The organism is Megalodesulfovibrio paquesii (genome assembly GCF_054653055.1).
This window is the reverse complement of the sequence record NZ_BAAIGQ010000005.1, coordinates 549,718-572,144: the sequence shown is the minus strand read 5'-3', so window position 1 is coordinate 572,144 and position 22,427 is coordinate 549,718. Positions and strand designations below refer to the sequence as shown.

Below are 22,427 nucleotides of genomic sequence, written 5' to 3'. Positions count from 1 at the left end.
GCGGTCCGGCGACTATTCAGATGGAGAAGACGACTCGCCACCGGCGCTGCCGCCATCGCCACCGGCGGAGCCGCTGCGCTTGTGCCGCGGCTTGCGCTTGCGGCGGCGACTGCGGGACGACTTGCGGGGCTGGCCATCGGCGCTCTGGGGCGGGCTCTGCTCGGCGTCGGCACGCTGCGGGGCAAGCCCGGCGGCTTCTCCGGCCAGGGCCGCTTCGGGGGCTGGCGTGTCGTGTTTGCCTGCGGCCAGCGCCTCGCGGGTCTGCTGGGCGGCCAGCTCCTGGCGGCGCTCCTCACGGGCGCGCTCCTTGCGGGGCTTGTCCGGACGGGGCCGGGCCGGACGATCTGCCCTATCCGCCCTATCTGGACGCTCTGCCCGATCTGCCCGATCTGGGCGATCTGCCCGATCTGGGCGATCTGCCCGATCTGGGCGTTCGGCACGTTCGCCCTTTTCCGGCCTGTCGGATCTGCTGTCAGATTTCTCCGGCCTGTCCGATCGGTCCGCGCGTCCCTGCCGGTCACCCTTGCCGGCCTTGGCCTGCTGCTCCTGCTGATGCTGCTGATTCTGCTGATTGGGATCCGGCCGCCGGGGCTCCATGGCCTCCCAATCTTCCAGGGTGATTTCCTTTTCCTCGTCGCCCTCCACATACACGCTCAGGGAGTTGCGGAAGAAGTTCGCCCGCAGCACCTTCACCGCGCCCATGGTCGTCAGGTACTTTTTGCCGATTTTGGGGCACTGCTTGTGGAAGTGCTCGTAATTCTCCTGCTCAAAGGAGAGGCAGCAGAGCAGCCGGCCGCACATGCCGGAAATCTTGGTCGGGTTCAGGAACAGGTTCTGCTCCTTGGCCATCTTGATGGTCACGGGGGCAAACTTGCGCAGGAACTGCCGGCAGCAGCAGACCAGACCGCAGTTGCCGATGGCGCCGATCATCTGCGTCTCGTGACGCACGCCGATCTGCCGCAGTTCGATGCGGGTGTGGAATTCCTTGACCAGATCCTTGACCAGCTCGCGGAAGTCGATGCGGTTGGGGGCCGTGAAATAGAAGAGGATCTTGGACTGATCGTGCAGCACTTCCACGTCCACGAGCTTCATGTCCAGATCGTGTTCGCGCACCAGACGGCGGCAGACATGCCAGGCCTCGCGGCCGCGCTCCAGGTTCTCGGCGTGGCGATCAAGATCCCCGGGGCTTGCCAGACGCAGCAGCGGCTTGAGCTCCTGCCCCACCAGATCCTTGGCGTAATCCGGTGGAATCTGCTCCCGGCCGGCCAGCACCAGGGAGACGAGCCCCATGGACAGGCCCTGCTCGGTCTCCACCAGCACATGGTCGCCCGGGCCGGCTTCGACACCGGCGGCCTGGAAGAAATACAACTGCCCGTGCTCGCGGAACTTGAGCCCCACCACGCCCTCGCCCGGAACAGGCGGAGGCGCCTCCGGCAGCACCGGCGGAAGCGGATCGCCCTGGCTGTCCGGATGCTGCGGCCCGGCTTTGGCGGCCAGTTCCGTCACGGCCAGTTCCGCTGCCGGCATGAGCGCCACCTCGTTTTCCAGGCTCGGGGCTGGCCGGTCTGGCTCCAGGTGCGGCGCTGCCTGCGCTGTGTGCCCCGAAGGAGGCACCATCATGGCTGGCTGCGTGTTTTCATTAATTATTTCACCCGCAGCAGGCTCGCTCGCCGGCTTCGTCTCGGGCGCAAGAACCGACACCGTCTCCACAGGCAGAGCCTCGGCAGCGTCTGATGCGTTGGCGTCGGGAACGGCAGGGGCGTCCTGTGCGGGCGGCGGGGCCGAATCGGGGGGAGGGATATGCGTCTCGTCTGGGACCATCCGCCGCGAGTACTGCATTTTGGACCAAACGGCAAGCGCGTCGCCTCCGGGCGGGCAAACCCCATCGCAACGCTTGCATTTTTTCGCCGTCTGACACAAGAAGAACACCACGGAGAGTTCCCCATGCTCAGTCGAGACGACGCCCTGCACCTGCTCAAGGCCCAGGACCCGGACCAGTCGTTGTTCAACCACGCCCAGGCCAGCGAGGCCGTGATGGCCGCCCTGGCTGCGCGTCTTGCGCCCTGCGATCAGGAAGCGTGGTCCCGCACTGGCCTCCTGCACGACCTGGATTTCCCCCTCACCAAGCAGGATCCCGCCCGGCATGGCCCCATGGCCGTGGAGATGCTGGGTGGGCAGCTGCCGCCCGAGGCCCTGCAGGCCATCCTGGCGCACAATGAGGAATATACCGGCATTGCCCCGCAGAGCACGTTTGACTACGCCCTGCGCTGCGCCGAGGCCGTGACCGGGCTGGTCTTTGCCACGGCCTACGTCCGGCCCCAGGGCTTTGAGGGGATGAAGGCCTCCTCCCTCAAAAAGAAGATGAAAGACAAAGCCTTTGCTGCCAATGTGAGCCGGGACCGCATCCGGGAATGCGAGCAGCTGGGCCTCTCGCTGGACGAATTCCTGGCCCTGTCCATCGAAGCCATGGCCGGCCTGGCCTGCCGCATCGGCATCGGCGTGGAACCCTGATATGGACGCCTGCGTCTTTCTCGCGCCCCGCGTCCCCCTGCCGGCGTCCATTTCCCGACAGTCTCCGTTCTGGCTGCTGCCGCTGGCCAACCGCCCGTTGCTGCTGCGCATGCTGGAAGGCCTGGCGGCTGGTGGCATCCGCCGCTGCCATCTGTTGCACGGGCCCGGAGATCTCGAAGCCATGGAACTGGTCCGCGGCCGGCTGCCCGAGACCCTGGCCGTGGAATGGCTGCCCCGCGGCGAGGGCACGCTCATGGAAACCCTGACCCGCCTGCGCGGGCATCTGGGCGAAGATTTTCTGGTGCTGCCCTTTCCGCATCTGGTTGGCCCCTCCGCGCGGCTTCTTCTGGAAGAACACCGCCGGTACCACAATGCCTGCACCGTGGTGGCTCCGGAAAGCGGGCAGAAACAGCCTGGCGCCGCGCCCAAACTGTTCTGCTGCAACCAGGCCGTGCTCGGCCTGCCGGCCACCCTGCCCTGCGACGACTTCACCACCCTGGCCAAGGCCCTGCGGGACGCCGGCGCCCGGGTGGGGCTGTGCGAAGCCCCGGTGCCCGTGGCCCCTCTGGAAGGCCTGGCCGACCTGCACAAGTGCACCATGCGCATCCTGCGCAAGGAGCTGGACGGCGCAGACCGCCCCGGCCTGCGGCTGGAGCCCGGCGTGTACGTGGGCCGGCACTGCACCATCCACCCCACGGCCCGGCTTCGGGCCCCCGTCCTCCTGGGCGAACACTGTCACATCTGCCGCGATGCCGAGATCGGCCCCGGCGTGACCCTGGCTCCCGGCACGGTGGTGGAGCGGGCAGCGGCCCTGCGTGAGACCGTGGCCCTGGGGGATTGCATCATCGGCCCGCTGCAACGCGTGGAGCGGGCGGTGATTCAGGCCGGTCTGCTCTTCCGCATGCCGGACCAGGCTGTGGCCCTGGCGGCGGATCCACACTTTCTCGGCGCGCAGCCGGCCCATCCGCCCCTGGACACCGTCAATGCCCTGGCCCAACGCGCCCTGGCCGGGCTCATCCTGCTCATCTTTTCGCCCGTGCTGGCAGGCATGTACGCCATGCATCTGGCCCAGCCCCGCAAGCGATTGATCTACATGGCCACCGTCTCCGGCGAGGCTCGGGAAACCGCGGACGGCAAGATGCGGCTCAGGCGCTTCCGCATGCGGACGTTCAGTTCCAACCATTTCCTGGTCCGCCACCTGCCCTCGCTCTGGGACGTGCTGACCGGCCGGCTGCGGCTGGTGGGGGTGGAGCCGTTGCCGCCGCGCTCCGCCGGGCTGCTTCGCGAACCCTGGCAGCGGGTGCGTTTTTTTGCGCCTGTGGGGCTGATCACCCCCTGGGTCCGCCTGCCGGGCATCCCGCTGAGTTTTACGCAAAAGCGCGTCCTGGAACAGCAATACACCCTCACCCGCACCGTGCGGGGGGATTTTCGCCTGCTGCTGGCCGCCCTGCTCAGGGCCCTGCGGGGGCACAAGGGATCGGTCCGGCAGTCGCCCCTGCGCCCAGGGTCAGCACGACAGCCGGCCATGCCCCGGACGGGTCCGCCGCATGGGCCGCCCGCTTCTGCGGCTTCAGCCCAATCATCCGCACCCAAACCATCCAGCCCCCAGGCATCCAGCCCCCAGGCACCGCCCCCGACGCCGCCGCAAAAGCAGTGAGCGGGGCGTCAACCCTGCTGTTTCAAACGGTTAACGTTGCGGATTCCTGCTGTGTCCCGGCAGTTTGTTTTGACCACTCCACAAAAAACAGGCATATCTCAGCCAATGCATACACGTCACGGCCATATCGAGCGCAACACCAAGGAAACGCAGATCAGCCTGCGCCTGACCCTGGACGGGACAGGCACGGCGGACGTCTCCACCGGCTGGGGATTTGCGGACCACATGCTGACCCTGATCACCTTCTGGGCCGGCTTTGACCTGCACCTGACCTGCACCGGCGATCTGGAAGTGGACGCCCACCATACCCTGGAAGACCTCGGCCTCTGTCTTGGCCAGGCCTTTCTGCAGGCCCTGGGCGACCGCAAAGGCATCCGCCGCGTGGGTAACGCCAAGGTGCCCATGGACGAAGCCATTGCCGAGGTGGCCGTGGATCTCTCCGGCCGCCCCTGGATCGTCTATGACGATGCCCCCCTGCCCGCCGTCATCGCCGGGCAGGAAAAGGATGTATGGCGGGAATTTTTCAAGTCTTTCGCAGTGGCAGGCAAGTTGAACCTGCACCTGCACTATTGTTACGGCCTGAACGGCCATCACCTGCTGGAGTCCGCCTGCAAGGGGCTGGGACTGGCCCTCAATGAGGCTGTCCGCATCGAACGCAGCGGCGTATCCAGCACGAAAGGGAGTCTGGATTGATGGAAACCATCACTCGCATCCGCCAGCCGCGTTGCATCGTGTTGTGCCTCGTCTGCTGCCTGGCCGCGGCCCTGGTTGTGGGCGCCGCAGGCTGCAAGGCCAAGCCCGCCAACCCCACCACCCCTGGCAATCCCGCCACCGCCAGGGGCGGCGCTGCAGAAACGGCCCAGGTCTCCCCCCTGGCCGAGATGGGCGTGAGCGCCGTGGCTGTGGCGCCCTTCACCCAGGTCTTTTTCGAAAAGGAAATCCTGTTCGGGGATATTCCTCCCGGCAGCGAAACCGCGCCCCAGGCTGCCTTGCAGCAGCTGAATTTTGAACTGCAGTCCTCCATGCACGTGCTGGCTCCCAGCGAGCAGGTGGCCGGCTGCATGAGCGCCGTGCCCGTGCCGGCGGCCCAGCATGCCCGCGCCCTGGACCGCTGGGTGCAGATTGGCAGCTGCGCCGGGGTTTCGCACCTGCTGGTACCCCAGGTGGCGTATTGGGTGGAGCGCCGCGGCGGCCCCATGGGTTCCGACCGCCCGGCCGGCGTGGTGCTGGACTTTTTTGTGGTGGACGTGCGCGAGCACTCCATTGTGGGCCACTACCGCTACGCCGAATCCCAGGTCCCCCTGTCCGCCAACCTGCTGACCGTGGGCAAGTTCTTCTCCCGCAATGGGCAGTTCGTGCTGGCCACGGATTTGGGCCGGGAAGGCATCAAGCAGGCCGTGGCGCGCATGGGGCTCTAGACGATGCAGCTCTTCCCCGCCATCGACCTCAAGGACGGCCGCTGCGTGCGGCTCAAGCAGGGGCTCAAGGATCAGGTCACCGTTTTTTCTGACGATCCCGTGGCCATGGCCCGGCATTGGATCAGCCTGGGAGTTTCCTGGCTGCATCTGGTGGACCTGGACGGCGCCTTTGACGGCGCTCCCCGCAATCGCGGCATCATCGAGGCCATTTGCGCCCTGCCCGGCGCGCCCAGGCTCCAGCTGGGCGGGGGCATTCGCGATCTGTCCACAGCCAGGGCCTATCTCGACGCCGGCGTCACCCGTCTGATCATCGGCACCATGGCCCTCAAGGAGCCAGAGGCCTTCAAGGCCCTCTGTCAGGCCTGCCCCGGCCAGATCGGCGTCTCCCTGGATGCGGCCGACGGACGCCTCAAGACCAAAGGCTGGGTCGAAGACGCCGGCCTGACCGTCATGGACGTCCTGCCCCGCCTGGAAGCCGACGGCGCCGCCTTTCTCATCTATACCGACATCAGCCGCGACGGCATGCACAGCGGCGTGAACTACCCGGCCATGGAAGCCCTGGTGCACGCCACCACCCTGCCCGTGCTGGCCGCCGGCGGCGTCTCCACCATGGACGACCTCAAAACCCTCGCCCCCCTCGCCTCCCACGGGCTGGAAGGCGTCATCTCCGGCCGCGCCATCTACGAAGGCACCCTGGACGTGGCCGAGGCCCTGGCCTGGCTCAAGCAGGTGTAGGGAAAAAGAAATGAAAGACAGACGGGGGAACTGAGTTCCCCCGCGCCCCTCCAAAAAGGGGACAATAGAAACGGCCGGGAATGACGCGTCCACGTCATTCCCGGCCGAATCTTTTAGGAAAAAGAGGGAGCGCCTATTCGTGCCGGCGGGGCAGGATCAGATTCAGCACAATGCCAGCCACGCCGGCCAGGCCGATGCCCTTGAGACTGAAATCACCGATGCCCAGGCCCATGTCCCCAATGCCGAACACCAGGATCACGGCAATGATGACCATGTTCCGCGGATTCAACAGGTCATCCTTGGCCCGCACCAACGCATTCATGCCCACCACGGTGATGGCGCCGAAGAGGATGATCAGGATGCCGCCCATCACCGGCACCGGCACGGTCTGCAACAGCGCCCCCAGCTTGCCCACAAAGGCCAGCACTACAGCCGTGATGGCTGCCCAGGTCATGATGGCCGGATTGAAGGCCTTGGTCAGGGCCACGGCCCCCGAAACTTCCGAATAGGTGGTGTTGGGCGGCCCGCCCAGCATGGCCGCCAGGGTGGTGGCCAGACCATCCCCGAGCAGGGTGCGGTGGATACCGGGATCCTTCACGAAATTCTTGTGCGCCACCTGGCCGATGGCCAGCACGTCGCCCACATGCTCAATGGCCGGCGCAATGGCGATGGGCAGGATGTACAGGATCGCCTCCCAGCTCCAGACCGGCGCCACAAAGGCCGGCATGGCCAGCCAGGCCGCGTTGCGCACCACATCGAAGCTGATCATGTTGAACAGCAGCGCCGTGGCATACCCCGCCGCCACACCGCACAGGATGGGCAGCAGCTTGAACCAGCCCCGCCCCAGGATGGATACAAGCATGGTGGTGACCAGGGCCACCATGGACACGAACAGGGCCGGCGTTTCCGGCACCAGCTGGATGGAACCATCACCGGCCTTGCCCAGGGCCATGTTCACGGCCACTGGCGCAAGCTTGAGGCCGATGACCATGATGACCGGCCCGGTGACCACGGCCGGCAGAAACCGCTCCAGCACCTCGGGGCCGCGGACCTTGATGGCCATGGACAGCAGCACATACACCACCCCGCTGGCTGCCAGACCGCAAAGGGTGGGCGGAATGCCCCAGGTTTTGACGCCAAAAATAAGCGCCGGGATGAAGGCAAAGGAAGAAGCCAAAAACACCGGCACCTTGCCCTTGGTGACCGCCTGGAACAGCAGTGTCCCGGCTCCGGCCGTGAACAGGGCCACATTGGGGTCAAGGCCCGTCAACAGTGGCACGAGCACCAGTGCGCCGAATGCAACAAAGAGCATCTGCGCCCCAAGCGGCGCATCCTGCAGACGAAACCGATAGGCCACCGGATCCGACAGTTCTGCCATGGCGCGTCTCCTTCCCTGCTATATGGTTGGTATGAATTGCCGTCTTCGCGCGCAAAAAATGGGGGCCTCGCCCCCGTCTGCAACATTTCCCACGTCCCATTCCCGCTTCCGGTAGCGCCATCACAGTGTACGGCGCCAGCCGCATGCGCAGGAACGGGGATCGGGGGAAGAGCCTTTCATCAGAAAGGGGTTCCCCCGAGGCCGTCATCATCGTCCCGCGCCCTACCCGGCCATCTCGGCCAGCAGTTCTTCGGGCAGGTCAAAGTTGTAATGGACGTTGGACACGTCATCGTTGTCATCCAGGGCGTCCACCAGCCGCATGAGCTTGCGACCGGTTTCCACATCCACCTCCACGGTATTCTGGGCCACCATGGAAAGCTCGGCGCGTTCGGCTTCCATGCCGGCGGCTTCAAAAGCGGCCTGCAGGGCATCGAACGTGTCCGGGGTGCTGTGGACTTCCCAGGCGTCGCCGTCGTCCACCACGTCTTCGGCGCCATGCTCAAGGCCGATCTCCATGAGCTGGTCTTCGGTATACTTTTCCTTGGGAAAGACGAACACGCCTTTCTTGTTGAACATCCAGCCCACGCAGCCGGCTTCGCCCATCTGGCCGCCATGCTTGGCCAGGATATGGCGGACGTCAGCCACGGTGCGGTTGCGGTTGTCCGTGGCGGCTTCGATCATCAGGGCCACGCCGCCGGGGCCGTAGCCTTCGTAGGTCACTTCCTGCAGATCGCCACCTTCCAGCTCGCCGGTGCCTTTCTTGATGGCGGTGTCGATCTTGTCCTTGGGCAGGTTCACCTTGCGGGCGGCATCCAGGGCGGCGCGCAGGCGGGGGTTGCCCGCGGGATCGCCCCCGGTCTTGGCGGCGATGATGATTTCCTTGACCGCCTTGGTGAAGGCCTTGCCGCGTTTGGCGTCCTGACGGCCCTTGCGGTGCATGATGTTTTTGAACTGACTATGGCCGGCCATCGCTGCTCCTCAGAATAAAAAAGGCTGCACAAAAGGACGCGCCGGCAGTCATGCCGGTGCGCCCTGAAAATCCAGTCCCACGAAAAAAATTTCTTTCGATTCGCTGCGTGAGCTTTTCGGTTTGTGGATTTTCACGGTCTTAAAGGACTGCTGCATGTCCTGCTGCAGGGCCTTGGAATCCGGCCCCATGAAAACTTTTACCACAAAGCGTCCGCCATGTACCAGATGGGACCGGGCCAAGGCAAGGGCTGCGAGGCACAGATCGTGGGACCGGGCCTGATCCGCGAACTTCACACCCGTGGTTTTGGGGGCCATGTCCGAGATGATGACGTCGAAGGGCGCGTTGGCGACAATGAGTTCCTGCAGCCGCGGCGAGGGCTCGAACACGTCATCCTGTAGAAAAATCACCTGCGGCGGGAAGCCCGTGCCCGTTTCCTGCAGGTCCACGCCCAGCACAAAGCCCGAAGGACCGACCTGTTCCGCGGCGTACAGCGTCCAGGAGCCTGGGGCCGCGCCCAGGTCCATGACCCGCTGCCCGCGTTCGAAGATCTTGAGCTGATTGTGGATTTCCTTGAGTTTGTACACCGAGCGCGCCGGGTACTGCTCCTGCTTGGCCTTCTTGAAGTAGTGGTCCTGATATTTTTTCATCTTGCGATCGTCCTTGGGCTTCTCCATACTCATCCCATGCCGCAACTGCAACGTCCACCGCGCCCCGCGCGCCACCGCATCCTCGACGAGCTGGGCGCACCCCGGACCCTGCTGGACACGCCGGACCAGTACGAATTCCTGGCCGGGCCGGGACCGCTGCTGCTGCTCAGCCTGGGCCCCAATCCCCAGGCCGCCCTGGAAGCCCTGCCGGCCGCGCTGCGGAACATGCCTGCGGCGGTGGTGGAAAGTGCGGACTTCCTGCGTCAGATGCCCGCGGGCTGGCGCGAGGCCTGGCCCGCACACTGGACGCCCGTCGAACCGGCATCCATCCCCGCCGGGGCCAGCATACTGCGATATCGCCCCGCGGCACGGCTGTTCCCCTCCTTTTGGGAACCGATTCTGGCCCGGCTCACGCTGGAGCGGCTCTCTCAGAATCTGCCCCCAGGACCTCCCGCCACCACTGTGCCCACCATCGCCCTCCCCGGCTCGGAGCAGGAGCTGCTCCACCGCGAACTGGCGGACGCCATCGCCCGGCTCGGCTTTGCCCTGGCCCCGCCGGCAGACTCCGTGCAGCTGCTGCTGCGCCAGACCCGGCCCTCCCTGTTCTTGAGCGTGAATGCCCGTGGCCTGGACCCCTGGGGTGAGGCGTTTCATCTCCTGCGCGCCGCCGGCGTGCCCGTGGCCATCTGGTGCGTGGACACGCCCTGGCACATCCTCTCGCGCTGCAAAGGCCCCTGGTGGAAAGCGGCGCATCTGTTCGTCACGGATCATACCTTTGTGGAGGATTTGCAACGTCAGGGCGCGACTCACGTGGTCCATCTGCCCCTGGCCGGCTGGCCCGAAGGGTTTGCGCCCCAGGGCGCGCCAGATCCAGCGCTGGCAGAGCACGGGCTCTTCGTCGGACGCACTGCCTTCCCTGGCCGGGACGCCTTTTTCGCCAGCCAGCGCCTGCCGCCCGGTCTGCTTGAGGCAGCCCAGGCCATGCTGGAAGCGGGAGATCGCCCTGATTTGTGGTGGTGGATCAATCAATTACATATCACTGACCGCTGGCCCGGCCCGGCCATCCGCCAGGCCGGCCTGGGCGCGGCCGAATCGAGCCTGCTCTGGCGACAGCGCTGTCTGCAGGCGGCCCTGCAGGCCGGGTCACTCACGGTGATGGGCGATGACGCCTGGGCCACGGTCCTTGCCGGGCATCCCACCCTGCGCCTTCACCCGCCCGTGGACTACTACGGCCCCCTGGCCCGCCTGTACCGCGACGCCGCCTGGGTGCTCAACTCAACGAACCTGTTGCTCCCCGCCGGCTGCACCCAGCGACACTTCGACGTCTGGCTGGCCGGCGGCCTGCTGGTCACCGACGCCCACGCCGGGCTTTCCCTCTTTCCTGAAGATCTCGTCCGCCCCATCCGCTTTTCCAAGGCCGCGGATATCCCGGCCCTGGTCAACCTCCTGTCCGCCCAGCCACGGGAGACCGCCGCCCTGCGCCGGGCCTGGCGCGAGGAAATCACCTCCCGTCACCGTTACACCCACCGCCTGGCCACCATCCTGGACACCTGCACTTCCAACCCCCCCCGGCCCAGACAATCCGCTTGCCATTCGTCGCCGCAGGGCATATAAGACCGTTCTTTGCAGTGGGGACGTAGCTCAGCTGGGAGAGCGGCGCGTTCGCAACGCGTAGGTCGAGGGTTCAAATCCCTTCGTCTCCACCACAAGTATTTCAAGGGCTTGGGTCACAGATCCAGGCCCTTTTTTTGGTGTGCGAACAGCTCCATGCGCTTTTTTTTGCACCATTTGAGTTTTATATTCTATCAGGCTGGTATAGCAGCATAAAAACATTATACTACATGCAAACAATCCCTGATGCCTCAACGTGAAAATCGAGCTGGGATCAGACATTCTCTTGAGGATAGGAATACCCATCTGATTTCGTGGAGGATCGTCAGCCCGGATGCCGGGAGTTTGGCTGACTCACGGCGCCTGTGGCCCTGGGGCCGCAACGCGTCGCAGCGCCTGAGAATGTCTTGCAAATCCATTCCCCCAGGCATATCTCATTTTCTGGCCTCATGCACGGGTTGCATACCCTTACGCGCCGGGAGCGTGCCCGCATGGACAATGCAGCCGGACGGTTTCGCGAGCTTGTGGAGGTGTTGCTGCGTGAATACAACGGTCTCTTTCCTGACGACTCCTTCACCCCGTTCTTTGATGTCCAGGACATCCGCCCTGGCGAGAAGTGGCCGGACCGGCTCCGATGCGAGCTGCGGCCGCCCTGGCCTGCGTTGAGGAGCGCTGCCATCGAAGAGGCCGCCAACCGGTAACCCCCATCTCCCAGGACCATCCCATGCACGACCTGACCTTCTCCCCCCTCGCGCCGGAGGACACTGCGGCGCTGGTGGATCGTTGCGCGCCGCTGTTGGATGACCTTGTGCTCCGGCCCGAGGCGCCGGTGCTGGCGGCCTCGCCGTCGTTTTATCCGGGCTGCCGGCTGCTGGCCGTACCGGTGGCGGCGGTGATGCCGGAGGCGGCGGAAGCCGCGGACGGGATGGAAGCGCGTGAGGATGCCGAGGTGTTGGAGGCGTTGCAAGCCACGCCGCGGGTGGTGCATCTGCTCCTGGGGCCGGACGGAATGGAGGGCGAGGCCACCCTGCTGGACTGGACCAACGCGCCCATCTACGCCTTCAACGAGCGCCTGCCCATCCGCCTGGAACCGGCCACCCTGCCCTCGTATGTGAAATTCTTCTTCCACTTCGTGCGCGGGCAGCTCGGGGCCTTCAACATCGTGGAGCGGCCCGAGGACATCACCTGGCTGCCCCAGGCCACCCAGGCGGACAAGGACGCCGTCCACGAGCGGCTCATTCCCCTGACCTTCCATGGCCTGGACGAAGACAACTTCTACCGCTTCACGGCCACGGTGCTCTTCAAGGACGCCCTCTTCCGCACAGACATCGTCGTCGCGCCCATGCCCATGGAACTCTATAACGAGGAACTGGGCGCGCCCGAGCCCTTCACCCTGGGCCAGCTGGCCCTGCGCGACGAGGACGTGCTGCTGGAAGACCTGCCCGTGCCGCCGGATTTTCACCCGGATCTGCATCAGCTCCCCTCCCCCCCAGCCCTTTAGGATCCCCCCGTGAGCACCCAGGAATGCACGCTGCTGCAGTGTTTTGTGGAAAACGGCCTGCCGGCCGCCGTGGCGCCCATTTATCGTACCCTTGAAGTGGACGAAAAGGGCCAGTTCGCCCTGGAGGCCCTGCTGACGGCGCGGGAGGAGGTGACCCAGGCCGCCGCCGGGCAAAGCCGGATGGTCCTGGATCGCATTCTTGACTTTCAAGGTCGAAAAACGCCCTTCCTCATGCCAAAAGACTTCCGGGCCGCCGCCCGGCGTCATCCCTGGCTGCTGCTGTATTCGCCCCTGGCCCGCTACTATCCCGAGGCGTTGGAGCCGGAGACCTCCCTGTCTGGTCAGCGTCCTGATGCCGCCATCCGCTATTTTCTGCCCCAGGAGGCCGACACCGCGGACCGGGGCGCACGACAGGTGACGGTGTTGCTGAAGGATTTCGCCTCGGATGCATACAATCTTGTGCCGCTCCTGGTCATGGACGAGGAGGAGCCCGCGGCTGGGATTCTCTTGTACCTCAAGGAACGCACTGACGGCCGGTATGCCCCGGTGGCTGTGTTTGGAGGCGAGGTGGAGCGGGCTTTCCAGTCTGCGCCCGTCCAGACATCCTCAAGCGCCCCAACTGCCCCGCCGCCCCGCCGCCACATCGCCGATCCCCTGGGCCGGGCCATGGCCGTGCTGCTGGACGTGGCCCTGGAGCGCGAAGGCCTGCTGCCGGTGGAAACAGGCGCGCCCCGCGTCCCCCTGGGGCGCGGCCTCTCCTGGCTGGCGGCGCGCATGGCCGACCGGGAAGTGGTGGCCCTGACCACGGACATCCCCTTTGCCGAGCAGCCGCTGCTTCGTCTGTTGCAACAGGATGTCCGCCTGCCGCTGGTCAACGCCACCATCCTGGGCCCCACCGAGCCGGTGCTGCAGCTGCCCTGTCCCAGCCGGGCCTCATTGGTGGTTCTGTCCATGACCGCCTACCCACGCCTGGCTGATGCCGAGCGTGTGGCCCATGACCTGGCCAGCGGCGAGCATGCCGTGCTCATCACCTGCACCTCCATGAAGGCCCTGCCAGACGCCATCCACGCCCTGACGGAGTGGGATATTGCCCTGCCGCGCGTCGATTGGGAGATTTTTGGCCGGCTTTTCGCTGCCATCTTCGAGGCCGATCCGCCACAGCATGAGGATCCGCCCACCTGGATTCGCTACGTGCTGCCCGTGGATCTGGCCCGGGTGGCCCGCCTGGAAACCGATCCGGCCAAGGCCTTCGCCCTGCTGGCGCAGCGGGTGGAGGAACGCCTGACCCGGCTCACCCCGCAACATGGACCATCCCTTCAAGATCTTTGCGGTTTGGGCGAGGCCAAGGTGCGGGCGGAGCAGCTCATCGCCGACATCCGGTCCGCCCTGGCCGGGGACATCGCCTGGTCCATGGTGGACCGGGGCATGCTCCTGGTGGGGCCTCCCGGCTGCGGCAAGACCTCCCTGGCCCGGGCCATCGCCAAGGACTGTGGCGTGCACTTTCTGGAGTCGTCGGCCACGGCCTGGCAGATGGCCGGCTACCTGAACGACCACCTTTCGGCCATGGCCAGGGACTTTCAGGAAGCGCGGCGGTTTGCGCCTTCCATCCTGTTCATTGACGAACTGGATTCCATCGGCAGCCGCGAGAGTTTCAGCGGCTCCAACGCCGCCTACCACACCCAGGTGGTCAATGCCCTGCTGGCTGAGCTGCAGGGCTTTTCGGATCGGGACAAGGTCTTCGTCATTGCCGCCACCAACCACGTCGCCGGGGTGGACCCGGCCCTGCGCCGCGCTGGCCGGCTGGATCGGGTGGTGGAAGTCTCCCTGCCCACCATGGACGCCCTGGAGAAGATCTTCGCCTACTATCTGGAACGTCAACAAGTGCCCGAAACCGTCAGGGCCACGTTGACCTTACGCCCCCTGGCCGAGGCGGCCTTCGGCAAGACCGGTGCCGACGTGAGCCTGGCCGTGCGCGGGGCCCTGCGCCGGGCCAGGCTGGCCTGCCGGCCCCTGTGCCAGGACGATCTGCTGGCCGAGCTCTACAACCGCCCGCTGGAAAACGACTTTGCCCGCCCCCTGCGCGGGGAGAGCCTGCGGCGTGTGGCCATCCACGAGGCCGGGCACGCCGTGCTCCGGCTCACTTCCAACGGCGCCCTGGGCGGCGTGGCCTACATGTCCATCGTGCCCCGGCCCGACGGCTCCCTGGGCTTCATGGCCGCCCAGCCCGATCCGGACACCTCCGTGCGCACCCGCGCCGACTATCTGGCCCTCATCACCACCATCCTGGGCGGCCGGGCGGCGGAGGAGGTCTTCTACGGCCCCGAAGCCGTGGGCGCCGGCGCGGGCGGCAGCAGCGCCAGCGACCTGGCCCGGGCCATGGCCCTGGCCCTGGACATGGTCTGCCGGCTGGGCCTGGGCAGCGACCAACGCCTCTGCTGGCGGGAGACGCCCACCCGCGACGACATCCGCGAGGCCGAGCAGCTCCTGGCCGACGCCTACACCCAGGCCCGGGACACCATCCGGGACCAGCGCCACACCGTGCAACACATCGCCACAGCCCTGGTAGCCCGCCAGGAACTCTCGGGCGAGGAACTGCGCCAGCTGCTGGATGGGATGGGGCGATGAAAGTGCTGCCTCCGCCCTTCCCCGTCCCGGCGCCGGGCCTTCATCGAGGACGCCGCCGGTCGCGTCCTGCTGTTGCAGCGAACCAACACCGCTGACACAAACGCCCCACGCCCCCGGCCTGGGGGGGCGAGTGTTAGAGGATTAGGCAAATAAACGACAGTTTTTGCCCTTGTCCGGCTTCAGGATTTCTTCCATATTTCATACTGATCACCTCGCGTGCTGGCAGGATGCCATCCCGGAATCCATGCGTGCATATGGTCAAGACGAGCCGTGCCACGTGCCGTGGGCGCGATGGCCGGGCCTGCCGGAGCATATGTGGCGTCATGGGCTCTTGTGGTGGGCGGACATCCGCGCCATCATCCGAGACGGCACAGCGTGTTGATCCGACCTGCATCCACCATGCACACTGGCAGGGCTGCTTCCTGGCCCCTGCCGTCACCTTGTCTGCTTTTTGGGAGGGTCCATGCGAACCAAACTTGGCGGCGTCAATGCCCTGTACCCCACACCCACCGTGCTGGTGGGGGCCATGGTCAATGGCAAACCCAACTTCAACACCATCGCACACATCGGCATCCTGAATTATGGCCCCGGGGCGGAAGGCTCGCGGGAGCTCATCTCCGTGGCGATGGCCAGACGGCATTACACCCCGCAAGGCATCCGCGAGCACGGGCAATTCAGCGTCAATGTTCCCTCCGAGGCCATGATCCGCGAAACCGATTACTGCGGTGTGGTCAGTGGCGCCAAGGAGGACAAGTCCAGCCTGTTCACCTTGTTTTTCGGGGAGCTTCCCGGGGCTCCCATGATCGAGGAATGCCCGGTGTGCATGGAATGCCGACTGGTGGATACCTATGAAGTCAAAGGGTATCACGTTTTTATCGGCGAGATCATGGAAACCCACGCCCGCGAGGAGGCACTGACCGGCGGCAAGCTGGATCTGGCCAAAATCCGGCCCCTGCTCTTCGACATGAACAGCCGCAAGTACTGGGGGTTGCGCCCCGAGCCCGTGGGCGATTGCTGGCGCATCGGCGCCGACCTAAAAAAAGAACGCCAGGGCCGCTGAGGGATTCCGCACAGTCACCCGCATGCTGCACCGGGCAGGGGCATGCCGGATTTGAAAACCCGCAGGGCAGCACACAGGACGCCGGGGCGCCAACCGTGCGCCCCGGCGTTGCACAATCCGCAGCCCTTGCCCGGCCTTATTCCGCCGAAGCCACCACCGCTTTCACGCCTTCCAGATGCTCCAGGAAACGGGACTCTGGTGCGATGATGATGACCATGAGCAGATCGTTGCCGCGAGGAATGACGGACATGGCCATATTATAGTAATGCGGCGTGGAGATGATCTTGTCCTTTATCATCGAGTTTTCGTCGATGCCGTATTCCTGTTCCACAGCCTCCCGGCGACGGTCGACCTTAATGTACTTGTACACGCCAATACTGCGCTGGCCTGCACCTGCGGCTACGGTTTCCACGGCCAGAGGTTCCACGACCACGGCATCGCGCATATGGCCGACCACCGCCTCGGTCAGCTTTTCTGGCGAAAACTCACTCCCCGCTCCCGGAAGCACCAGCACCCGGCCCTCCACCCCGCTGCCATCCACGGCAAGAATCTTGCCCATGCGCGCCAAGGGGGAACTTGGTTCACTCAATGTGACCAGCGGACCGGCCGTGCGCAAGATCTCAAAGGCGATGATGGCATCCATGAAGTCGGATTTTTTGCCACGCTGGCTGCTTTCAATCATCTTTTTGAGTTGCGGTTTTTTGGTCAGGGCCACTTCCAGGGCGCTGGGCGGCGCGCTGAAGGACCAGGCATCGGGCATATCGCACATGAAGCCGCCAAGACGCTGCCGGGAACAGGCCACCTGCGGCCGGGCCTGTTCAGCCTGCAGTGCCGCGAGCCGGGCAGTCTGCTCCACACTCCCCGCCTTGCCGCCCTTGCCGGCTTGCGCAGTCTTGGGGGACTTGCCGCGCTTGCCCGAGGGGGGCGGGGCCTGGGGTTCCGGCTGGGTGGCCGCCTGGGCCAGAAAGGGGAGTTTGTGCTGCCTGTCCATGTCCTGCACGGCCTTTTGGACCAGACGCTGGGTCACGGTACTCAGGGTCAGCCCGCCCGCCAGGGAGGAGTCCACCCCCAAAAAGCCGGTCAGCTCCCGCATGATGGTGGCCTGCTCGGTAAAATTCCCTTCATGGAGCTTGCGCCCAGTCGCGCCATCAAGCACGCGATAGGCCATGGTAATATTCCAGTGGCGCGTCTCCTTGGCATTGCTGATGGAGCCGATCACCCCCTGGCCAAGGGCCGCGCTGCCAAAGAAGCTGCCCACAAGCGCCCCGGCAAACCGCGTGGAGTCCTTGTCGGCATAACTGAAATCAGTGGTTTCGAATTTCACGTCCGCAATGTTGAACATGACGACCCATTGCGGCGGCGTCAGATCGTGCCTGGCAAAGGTGGCCGCCATGGACCCGTCGCCCATGTTCGCCGCCAGGGCAATCTCCTGGTAGATACTGTCCAGCGAGGACCGTTCCATCACCCGGAAATTGGCCTTGCCAAGCTCCAGCTCGCCATATTCCCGCAAGGTTTCCGGCTTGATGCGCGTCATGAACTCGTAGCTGTAGGTCGATATGGTCCCCGGCACCACGGCCACTGTCGGGCCCACCTGGGCGGCGTTTTCATACTTTACTTCCTGATACAGGTTCGGCGCTGCGAGCTGACGGGCAGTTTCCATGGATTTGCCACAGCCCGCGAGCAAGCCAAGGAGCAGCAGCACACAGCAAAGCTTCACCACACGCATGATCCCCTCCAATGTCACATAAATAGTCCCCGGTGAACGCAAGCGCGGACATCGGCCCCCTTACCACCCACGTCTCCCTGCTCCTCTGGCGATATCCACGATGTAATGATGTTGCACTATCAATGTGTCACCGTATTTCGTCAATACTTTTTTGAACTATCTGTAATGTTGATTTAATATAGATTGTTTCATGATTTTGTCTTGAAAAACTCCGAATTCTCATCCCGCGGGCTCCACCGCTGGACCTTGCCCGTCCCGCCTGCCCCTCGCCTTGCAGGGACGGGCGATCTTGGGTACAGGGCCATCATGCATCCCAGTATCGCCGAACCCGCCCCCAATATGGCAACGCTGACAGCCTGCTCCACTCCAGGCTCTGACAATGCGCCAGCTTTTCTCCAGGCCGGCATGCTGGCCGGCCTGGGCTCCCGATTCTTCGCCTGGTGGATTGATACTCTGCTCCACGCCATGCTCTTCTGGATACTGGCCGGCGGGGCTTTTCTACTGGCCATCCAACAGGAGCTGGCCCTGGAGCTGACCTTCGAAATGCTGGGCGAGGCGTTTTTCGGTGATTTTGACGTCCCCGTGCGAATGCTCGCCACCCTGGCCGGCTGGGTGACGCTGGCCTGGGTCCTCACCGGTCTGCTCTATTTCTTTGTGCAGGAGTATTGGATGGGTGGCCGTACGGTGGGCAAACGGCTGCTGGGAGTGCGGGCAGTCATGGCAGACGGCCGGCCCCTGACCTTTTCCGCCGCACTCGTGCGCACCCTGTGCCGTGTGTTCGATGAACTGGTGCTGCTCTGGCTGGTGCCCGTGTTTTCCGGACGCAATCAACGACTGGGGGACATGCTCGCCGGGACGGTGGTGGTGCAGGAGGGCCGGCATCGGGAGCGCTCGCCAGTCCGCCTGTGCGAGCATCTGCTGGCCCGGCCGGCGGAGGCGCTACGCTTCCCCGTGGAGGCAGCCCGGTTGGACCGGCTGCGCAGTGCAGACCTGGAAGCCATGATCATGCTGCTGGAACGCTGGGACCGCCTGACACAACCGCAGCAAGAGGCCCTGGCCTCGCGCCTGAGCGGCAACATCGCCCTGGCCCTGCAGTTGCCTGCACCGGTGCAATACCAACAGCTCATTTTCCTGGAAGACGTACTGACGCAGGCCCTGCAGCGGCTGCCGCAGCAAGGGAGTTCATAATTCAGGATGCCCGGCCTGCTTCACGCAGAAGGAGGCGCATTGGGAACCGGCTCGGGAGAAATGCCTCGTCAGGCTTTCTCCCGATTTTCTTTGATCCCGCCTACCGCCCCCGGGCCTGATAGCGGGCCATCTTTTTTTCCAGCCGGCGGGAGAAGGCGGTGAGCACGTAGCAGATGCCAAAATACAGCAGCGCGATGGCGATGAAGATCTCCGTTGGCGCGTTCATGGTCCGGTTGTTGACCTGGGTGGCAGCCTTGGTCAGTTCGTTCACGCCGATGATGAAGGCCAGGGAGGTATCCTTGGTCAGGCTGACGAACTGGTTCACAAAGGAGGGGATCATGTTGAACAGGGCCTGCGGCAGAATGACGTGGCGCATGGCCTGGCCCCGGGTCAGTCCGGTGGAACGGGCGGCTTCCAGCTGGCCCTTGGGAAGGGAAAGCACGCCGGCGCGGATGATCTCGGCAATGTAGGCACTGGTGAACACGATCAAGGCAATGAGCGCACTCTGCGCACCGGGCAGGCTGTGCCCCAGGAGCGCCGGAGCCAGAAAATAGAACCAGAAAATGACCATCAACAGCGGCGTGCCGCGGATGATTTCGATGTAGGCCAAGGCCGGCCACCTGAACCAGCCCGAGGGCGACATGCGCAACAGCCCCACAAACAGCCCCAGCCAAAACGCCCCGAAGATCCCGCCCAGGGCCAGCACAATGGTCATGGCCAGGCCGCCCAGCTCCCCATTGGGCCAGGCTCCCAGCAAAAGATACTGCAAGTTGTTGGTGACGACGTCCCAGCGCATTCCACTCTTCCCTATCGCGGCACGATCTTGAGCACGCGTTTATTGTACATGTTGACCGCGAAAGAAATAATCAGCGAGATGGAGAGGTACATCAGCGTGGCCACGGTGAAGGATTCCAGGCCATGGAAGGTGTACGACTCGATCTGCCGCGCCATGTACGTCAGTTCCATCACCCCCACGGCCATAACCAGGGAGGAGTTCTTCACCAGATTCAAAAACTGGGAAATCAGCGGCGGAATGATGATGCGGAACGCCTGGGGCAGAATGACAAACCGCATGGCCTGCAGGAAGGACAGGCCCGTGGCCCGGGAGGCCTCCAGCTGCGTCTTGGGAATGGCAAACACCCCGGAGCGGATATCTTCTGCAATAAAGGCGGCCGTGTACACCGTGAGCGCGATGACACCGGCGGCAAACTCGAAATTCTGCTGATAGAGCCACTGGTTCACGAAGTCCGGCAGCACGGAATATGAGCCGAAGTACCAGAAGAAAATCTGGACCAGCAGCGGCGTGTTGCGGAAGAATTCCGTAAAGGCCGCGCTGCCCCAGACCAGCGGCTTGATGCGCGACAGACGCAGCACCGCCACCAGCGTGCCCAGCAGCAGCGAGGCGACGATGGAGATGCCGGAAATCTGCAGGGTGGTGATCAGGCCCTCGCGCATCCATTGGCCGTATTCGCCGGATACCACGAGCCCCCAGTCAAACGTGTAGGACAAGTCGTGCCTCGTTCGCAGTCAGTACGCCGGCAGCAGCCAGTACGGGCCCCGGCGGACGGTGAGGCAGGGCCGGAAAGCGTGTTCCGGCCCTGCGACAATGCAGTGCAGCCTGAAAGGTGATCCCTCTGGCGCCGGTTAGGGCCAGAGTTCCAGCTTCCAGTTCAGGGGGATGTAGTTCGGAGTGTCCTTGCCGAACCACTTGTTGTACATGGTCTGGAACTGGCCGGTTTCCCAGAGTTCCATCAGCGTCAGGTTGACGAAGTCGCGGAAGTCGGAATCGTTTTCCACAATACCCAGGCCATAGGGTTCGGGGGAGATGTAGTCACCCACGATTTCATAGTCGCCGGGCTTTTCGTCGCTGTTCTTCAGACCAAGCAGGATGGATTCGTCAGTGGTCACAGCCACGACCTTGCCCTGCTTGAGAGCCAGGAAAGCTTCGGGGTAGGTTTCAAAGGAGACCACGGTGCACTCGGGCTGGGCCTTCTTGACGTTCTGCTCGGAGGTGGACCCCTTGGCGGAACCGACCTTCTTGCCGGCCAGATCGGCCGCGGACTTCACGCCGCCGTCCTTCTTCACCAGCAGTTTCTGCCCGGTCTGGAAGTAGGTGATGGAAAAGTCCACCTGATCTTCGCGTTCCTTCTTGTGGGTCATGGTGGCGGCGATGATGTCGATGTCACCCTGGGTGAGCATGGGGATGCGGGTGGAGGAGGTCACGGGCTTGGTTTCCAGCTTCACGCCCAGCTTGTCGGCCAGGGCCTGCATGAGATCGATTTCAAAGCCCACGATCTTGCTGGTCTTTTCATCCACATAGCCGAAGGGGACCTGGGAGTCCTTGACGCCGGCCTTGAGCACGCCGGCCGCCTTGATGCTCTCCGGTTTGCCGGCAACAGCCGGCACTGCCACCACGAGCGTGGCCAGGGTCAGAACCACCGGTTTCATCACATTGCGCATCGAAGCCTCCTGATCGTAAACGTGCGGGCGGTCCGAAGCCGCCGTTGGCCAGCCGCCGCAGCGGACGCTGCGCGCACCGGCCGCGCCTTATAAAATCTCACGCAAGAACGCCTGAGTGCGCTCGTGCCGGGGATTGGAGAAGAAGTCCTGCGGAGCGCCTTCTTCAATGATCTGCCCGCCATCCATGAAGATCACCCGGTCCGCCACTTCGCGGGCAAAGCCCATTTCGTGGGTCACGCACAGCATGGTCATGCCGTCGCGGGCCAGATCTTTCATAACGTTCAGGACTTCGTTGATCATTTCCGGATCAAGCGCGGAGGTGGGCTCGTCAAAAAGCATGATCTTGGGCTTCATGGCCAGGGCCCGGGCAATGGCCACGCGCTGCTGCTGGCCGCCGGAAAGTTCGGCCGGGTACTTGCGAGCCTGATCGTGGATGCCCACGCGTTCCAGCAACGAGAGGGCCACCTCTTCGGCCTCGGCCCGGGGTACTTTTTTGACCTTGATGGGCGCAAGGGTGATGTTCTTGAGCACAGTCAGATGCGGGTACAGATTGAACTGCTGGAACACGATGCCAATGTGGGTTCGCAATTCGTTGACGTCCACGTCAGGATCGTGGATGTCCTTGCCCTCTATGAGGATGGTTCCTTTCTGGTACTCTTCGAGTCGGTTCACGCAGCGGATGAGCGTGCTCTTGCCCGAGCCGGAGGGGCCGCAAATGACCAGCACCTCTCCCTGCTCCACGGTCTCGGAGACGTCTTTGAGTACGTGAAACTCGCCGTACCATTTGTTCAAGGCTTTGATTTCAATCATGGCCATGGGACGGGCCTTTCTCCTTGGGAATCATGCCCCAGGGCTGGACGATCCGGAAATCGTCACCTGGCCTGGGATGCAGCCAGGGCTGCTGACAATTTTGTAAAATAATCGCTGTCCGTTGGCTTCA

At 64.3% G+C, this 22,427-nt stretch carries 20 protein-coding genes and 1 tRNA gene; 12 read left to right on the top strand and 9 right to left on the bottom strand.

Going from position 1 to position 22,427, the window contains the following annotated elements:
- Positions 1-12: 12 nt before the first annotated feature.
- Complete coding sequence (locus ACYQ00_RS09195) at positions 13-1,620, bottom strand: PSP1 domain-containing protein (RefSeq protein ID WP_460031839.1); 1,608 nt, start codon at positions 1,618-1,620, stop codon at positions 13-15.
- 324 nt (positions 1,621-1,944) lie between these two features.
- Here ACYQ00_RS09195 and ACYQ00_RS09190 point away from each other — a divergent pair, with 324 nt between their 5' ends.
- The 5 genes from ACYQ00_RS09190 to hisA all read left to right on the top strand — a co-directional run bounded on the left by ACYQ00_RS09190 (position 1,945) and on the right by hisA (position 6,321).
- On the top strand, positions 1,945-2,511 hold the full coding sequence (locus tag ACYQ00_RS09190; protein WP_460031838.1) for an HD family phosphohydrolase: 567 nt from the start codon (positions 1,945-1,947) through the stop codon (positions 2,509-2,511).
- Position 2,512: 1 nt separating this feature from the next.
- Positions 2,513-4,168, top strand: a complete 1,656-nt coding sequence (locus ACYQ00_RS09185; RefSeq protein ID WP_460031837.1) for a hypothetical protein — start codon at positions 2,513-2,515, stop codon at positions 4,166-4,168.
- A gap of 105 nt (positions 4,169-4,273) precedes the next feature.
- On the top strand, positions 4,274-4,861 hold the full coding sequence (gene hisB, locus ACYQ00_RS09180; protein ID WP_460031836.1) for an imidazoleglycerol-phosphate dehydratase HisB: 588 nt from the start codon (positions 4,274-4,276) through the stop codon (positions 4,859-4,861).
- Positions 4,861-5,586: a hypothetical protein gene (locus tag ACYQ00_RS09175; RefSeq protein ID WP_460031835.1), complete on the top strand. Its 726-nt coding sequence runs from the start codon at positions 4,861-4,863 to the stop codon at positions 5,584-5,586. The genes hisB and ACYQ00_RS09175 overlap by 1 nt, the downstream gene beginning before the upstream one ends.
- A 3-nt stretch (positions 5,587-5,589) precedes the next feature.
- Positions 5,590-6,321 (top strand): 1-(5-phosphoribosyl)-5-[(5-phosphoribosylamino)methylideneamino]imidazole-4-carboxamide isomerase, encoded by a 732-nt coding sequence (hisA, locus tag ACYQ00_RS09170; RefSeq protein WP_460031834.1) that lies wholly within the window; start codon positions 5,590-5,592, stop codon positions 6,319-6,321.
- Positions 6,322-6,454: 133 nt separating this feature from the next.
- Here the strand turns inward: hisA and ACYQ00_RS09165 are convergent, their stop codons facing one another.
- The 3 genes from ACYQ00_RS09165 to ACYQ00_RS09155 form a co-directional block, all read right to left on the bottom strand.
- Positions 6,455-7,699: a uracil-xanthine permease family protein gene (locus ACYQ00_RS09165; RefSeq protein ID WP_460031833.1), complete on the bottom strand. Its 1,245-nt coding sequence runs from the start codon at positions 7,697-7,699 to the stop codon at positions 6,455-6,457.
- A 222-nt stretch (positions 7,700-7,921) separates the two neighbouring features.
- On the bottom strand, positions 7,922-8,668 hold the full coding sequence (locus ACYQ00_RS09160; protein ID WP_460031832.1) for a YebC/PmpR family DNA-binding transcriptional regulator: 747 nt from the start codon (positions 8,666-8,668) through the stop codon (positions 7,922-7,924).
- Between the two features lie 48 nt (positions 8,669-8,716).
- The gene (locus tag ACYQ00_RS09155; protein WP_460032502.1) at positions 8,717-9,316 is read right to left on the bottom strand and encodes an SAM-dependent methyltransferase; all 600 of its coding nucleotides are present in this window, start codon (positions 9,314-9,316) and stop codon (positions 8,717-8,719) included.
- Positions 9,317-9,352: 36 nt separating this feature from the next.
- On the opposite strand from ACYQ00_RS09155, the gene ACYQ00_RS09150 reads away from it, so the two are divergent.
- The 6 genes from ACYQ00_RS09150 to ACYQ00_RS09125 all read left to right on the top strand — a co-directional run bounded on the left by ACYQ00_RS09150 (position 9,353) and on the right by ACYQ00_RS09125 (position 16,113).
- Positions 9,353-10,930 carry a glycosyltransferase family protein gene (locus tag ACYQ00_RS09150; RefSeq protein WP_460031831.1) on the top strand — a complete coding sequence of 526 codons (1,578 nt, stop codon included), beginning with the start codon at positions 9,353-9,355 and terminating at the stop codon, positions 10,928-10,930.
- A gap of 16 nt (positions 10,931-10,946) precedes the next feature.
- Positions 10,947-11,022 (top strand) — tRNA-Ala (locus tag ACYQ00_RS09145).
- Between the two features lie 396 nt (positions 11,023-11,418).
- On the top strand, positions 11,419-11,628 hold the full coding sequence (locus ACYQ00_RS09140; RefSeq protein ID WP_460031830.1) for a hypothetical protein: 210 nt from the start codon (positions 11,419-11,421) through the stop codon (positions 11,626-11,628).
- A gap of 23 nt (positions 11,629-11,651) precedes the next feature.
- Positions 11,652-12,428, top strand: a complete 777-nt coding sequence (locus tag ACYQ00_RS09135; RefSeq protein ID WP_460031829.1) for a hypothetical protein — start codon at positions 11,652-11,654, stop codon at positions 12,426-12,428.
- Between the two features lie 9 nt (positions 12,429-12,437).
- Positions 12,438-15,053 carry an AAA family ATPase gene (locus ACYQ00_RS09130; protein WP_460031828.1) on the top strand — a complete coding sequence of 872 codons (2,616 nt, stop codon included), beginning with the start codon at positions 12,438-12,440 and terminating at the stop codon, positions 15,051-15,053.
- Positions 15,054-15,516: 463 nt separating this feature from the next.
- Positions 15,517-16,113: a flavin reductase family protein gene (locus ACYQ00_RS09125; protein WP_460031827.1), complete on the top strand. Its 597-nt coding sequence runs from the start codon at positions 15,517-15,519 to the stop codon at positions 16,111-16,113.
- Between the two features lie 136 nt (positions 16,114-16,249).
- Here the strand turns inward: ACYQ00_RS09125 and ACYQ00_RS09120 are convergent, their stop codons facing one another.
- On the bottom strand, positions 16,250-17,839 hold the full coding sequence (locus ACYQ00_RS09120; RefSeq protein ID WP_460031826.1) for a hypothetical protein: 1,590 nt from the start codon (positions 17,837-17,839) through the stop codon (positions 16,250-16,252).
- A 306-nt stretch (positions 17,840-18,145) separates the two neighbouring features.
- Here ACYQ00_RS09120 and ACYQ00_RS09115 point away from each other — a divergent pair, with 306 nt between their 5' ends.
- Positions 18,146-19,027: an RDD family protein gene (locus ACYQ00_RS09115; protein WP_460031825.1), complete on the top strand. Its 882-nt coding sequence runs from the start codon at positions 18,146-18,148 to the stop codon at positions 19,025-19,027.
- A gap of 100 nt (positions 19,028-19,127) precedes the next feature.
- On the opposite strand, the gene ACYQ00_RS09110 is transcribed toward ACYQ00_RS09115, so the two are convergent.
- The 4 genes from ACYQ00_RS09110 to ACYQ00_RS09095 all read right to left on the bottom strand — a co-directional run bounded on the left by ACYQ00_RS09110 (position 19,128) and on the right by ACYQ00_RS09095 (position 22,303).
- Positions 19,128-19,823: an amino acid ABC transporter permease gene (locus tag ACYQ00_RS09110; protein WP_460031824.1), complete on the bottom strand. Its 696-nt coding sequence runs from the start codon at positions 19,821-19,823 to the stop codon at positions 19,128-19,130.
- Between the two features lie 11 nt (positions 19,824-19,834).
- On the bottom strand, positions 19,835-20,536 hold the full coding sequence (locus ACYQ00_RS09105) for an amino acid ABC transporter permease (RefSeq protein WP_460031823.1): 702 nt from the start codon (positions 20,534-20,536) through the stop codon (positions 19,835-19,837).
- 135 nt (positions 20,537-20,671) lie between these two features.
- Positions 20,672-21,487 carry an ABC transporter substrate-binding protein gene (locus tag ACYQ00_RS09100; protein WP_460031822.1) on the bottom strand — a complete coding sequence of 272 codons (816 nt, stop codon included), beginning with the start codon at positions 21,485-21,487 and terminating at the stop codon, positions 20,672-20,674.
- A gap of 87 nt (positions 21,488-21,574) precedes the next feature.
- The gene (locus ACYQ00_RS09095) at positions 21,575-22,303 is read right to left on the bottom strand and encodes an amino acid ABC transporter ATP-binding protein (RefSeq protein WP_460031821.1); all 729 of its coding nucleotides are present in this window, start codon (positions 22,301-22,303) and stop codon (positions 21,575-21,577) included.
- Positions 22,304-22,427: the final 124 nt, after the last annotated feature.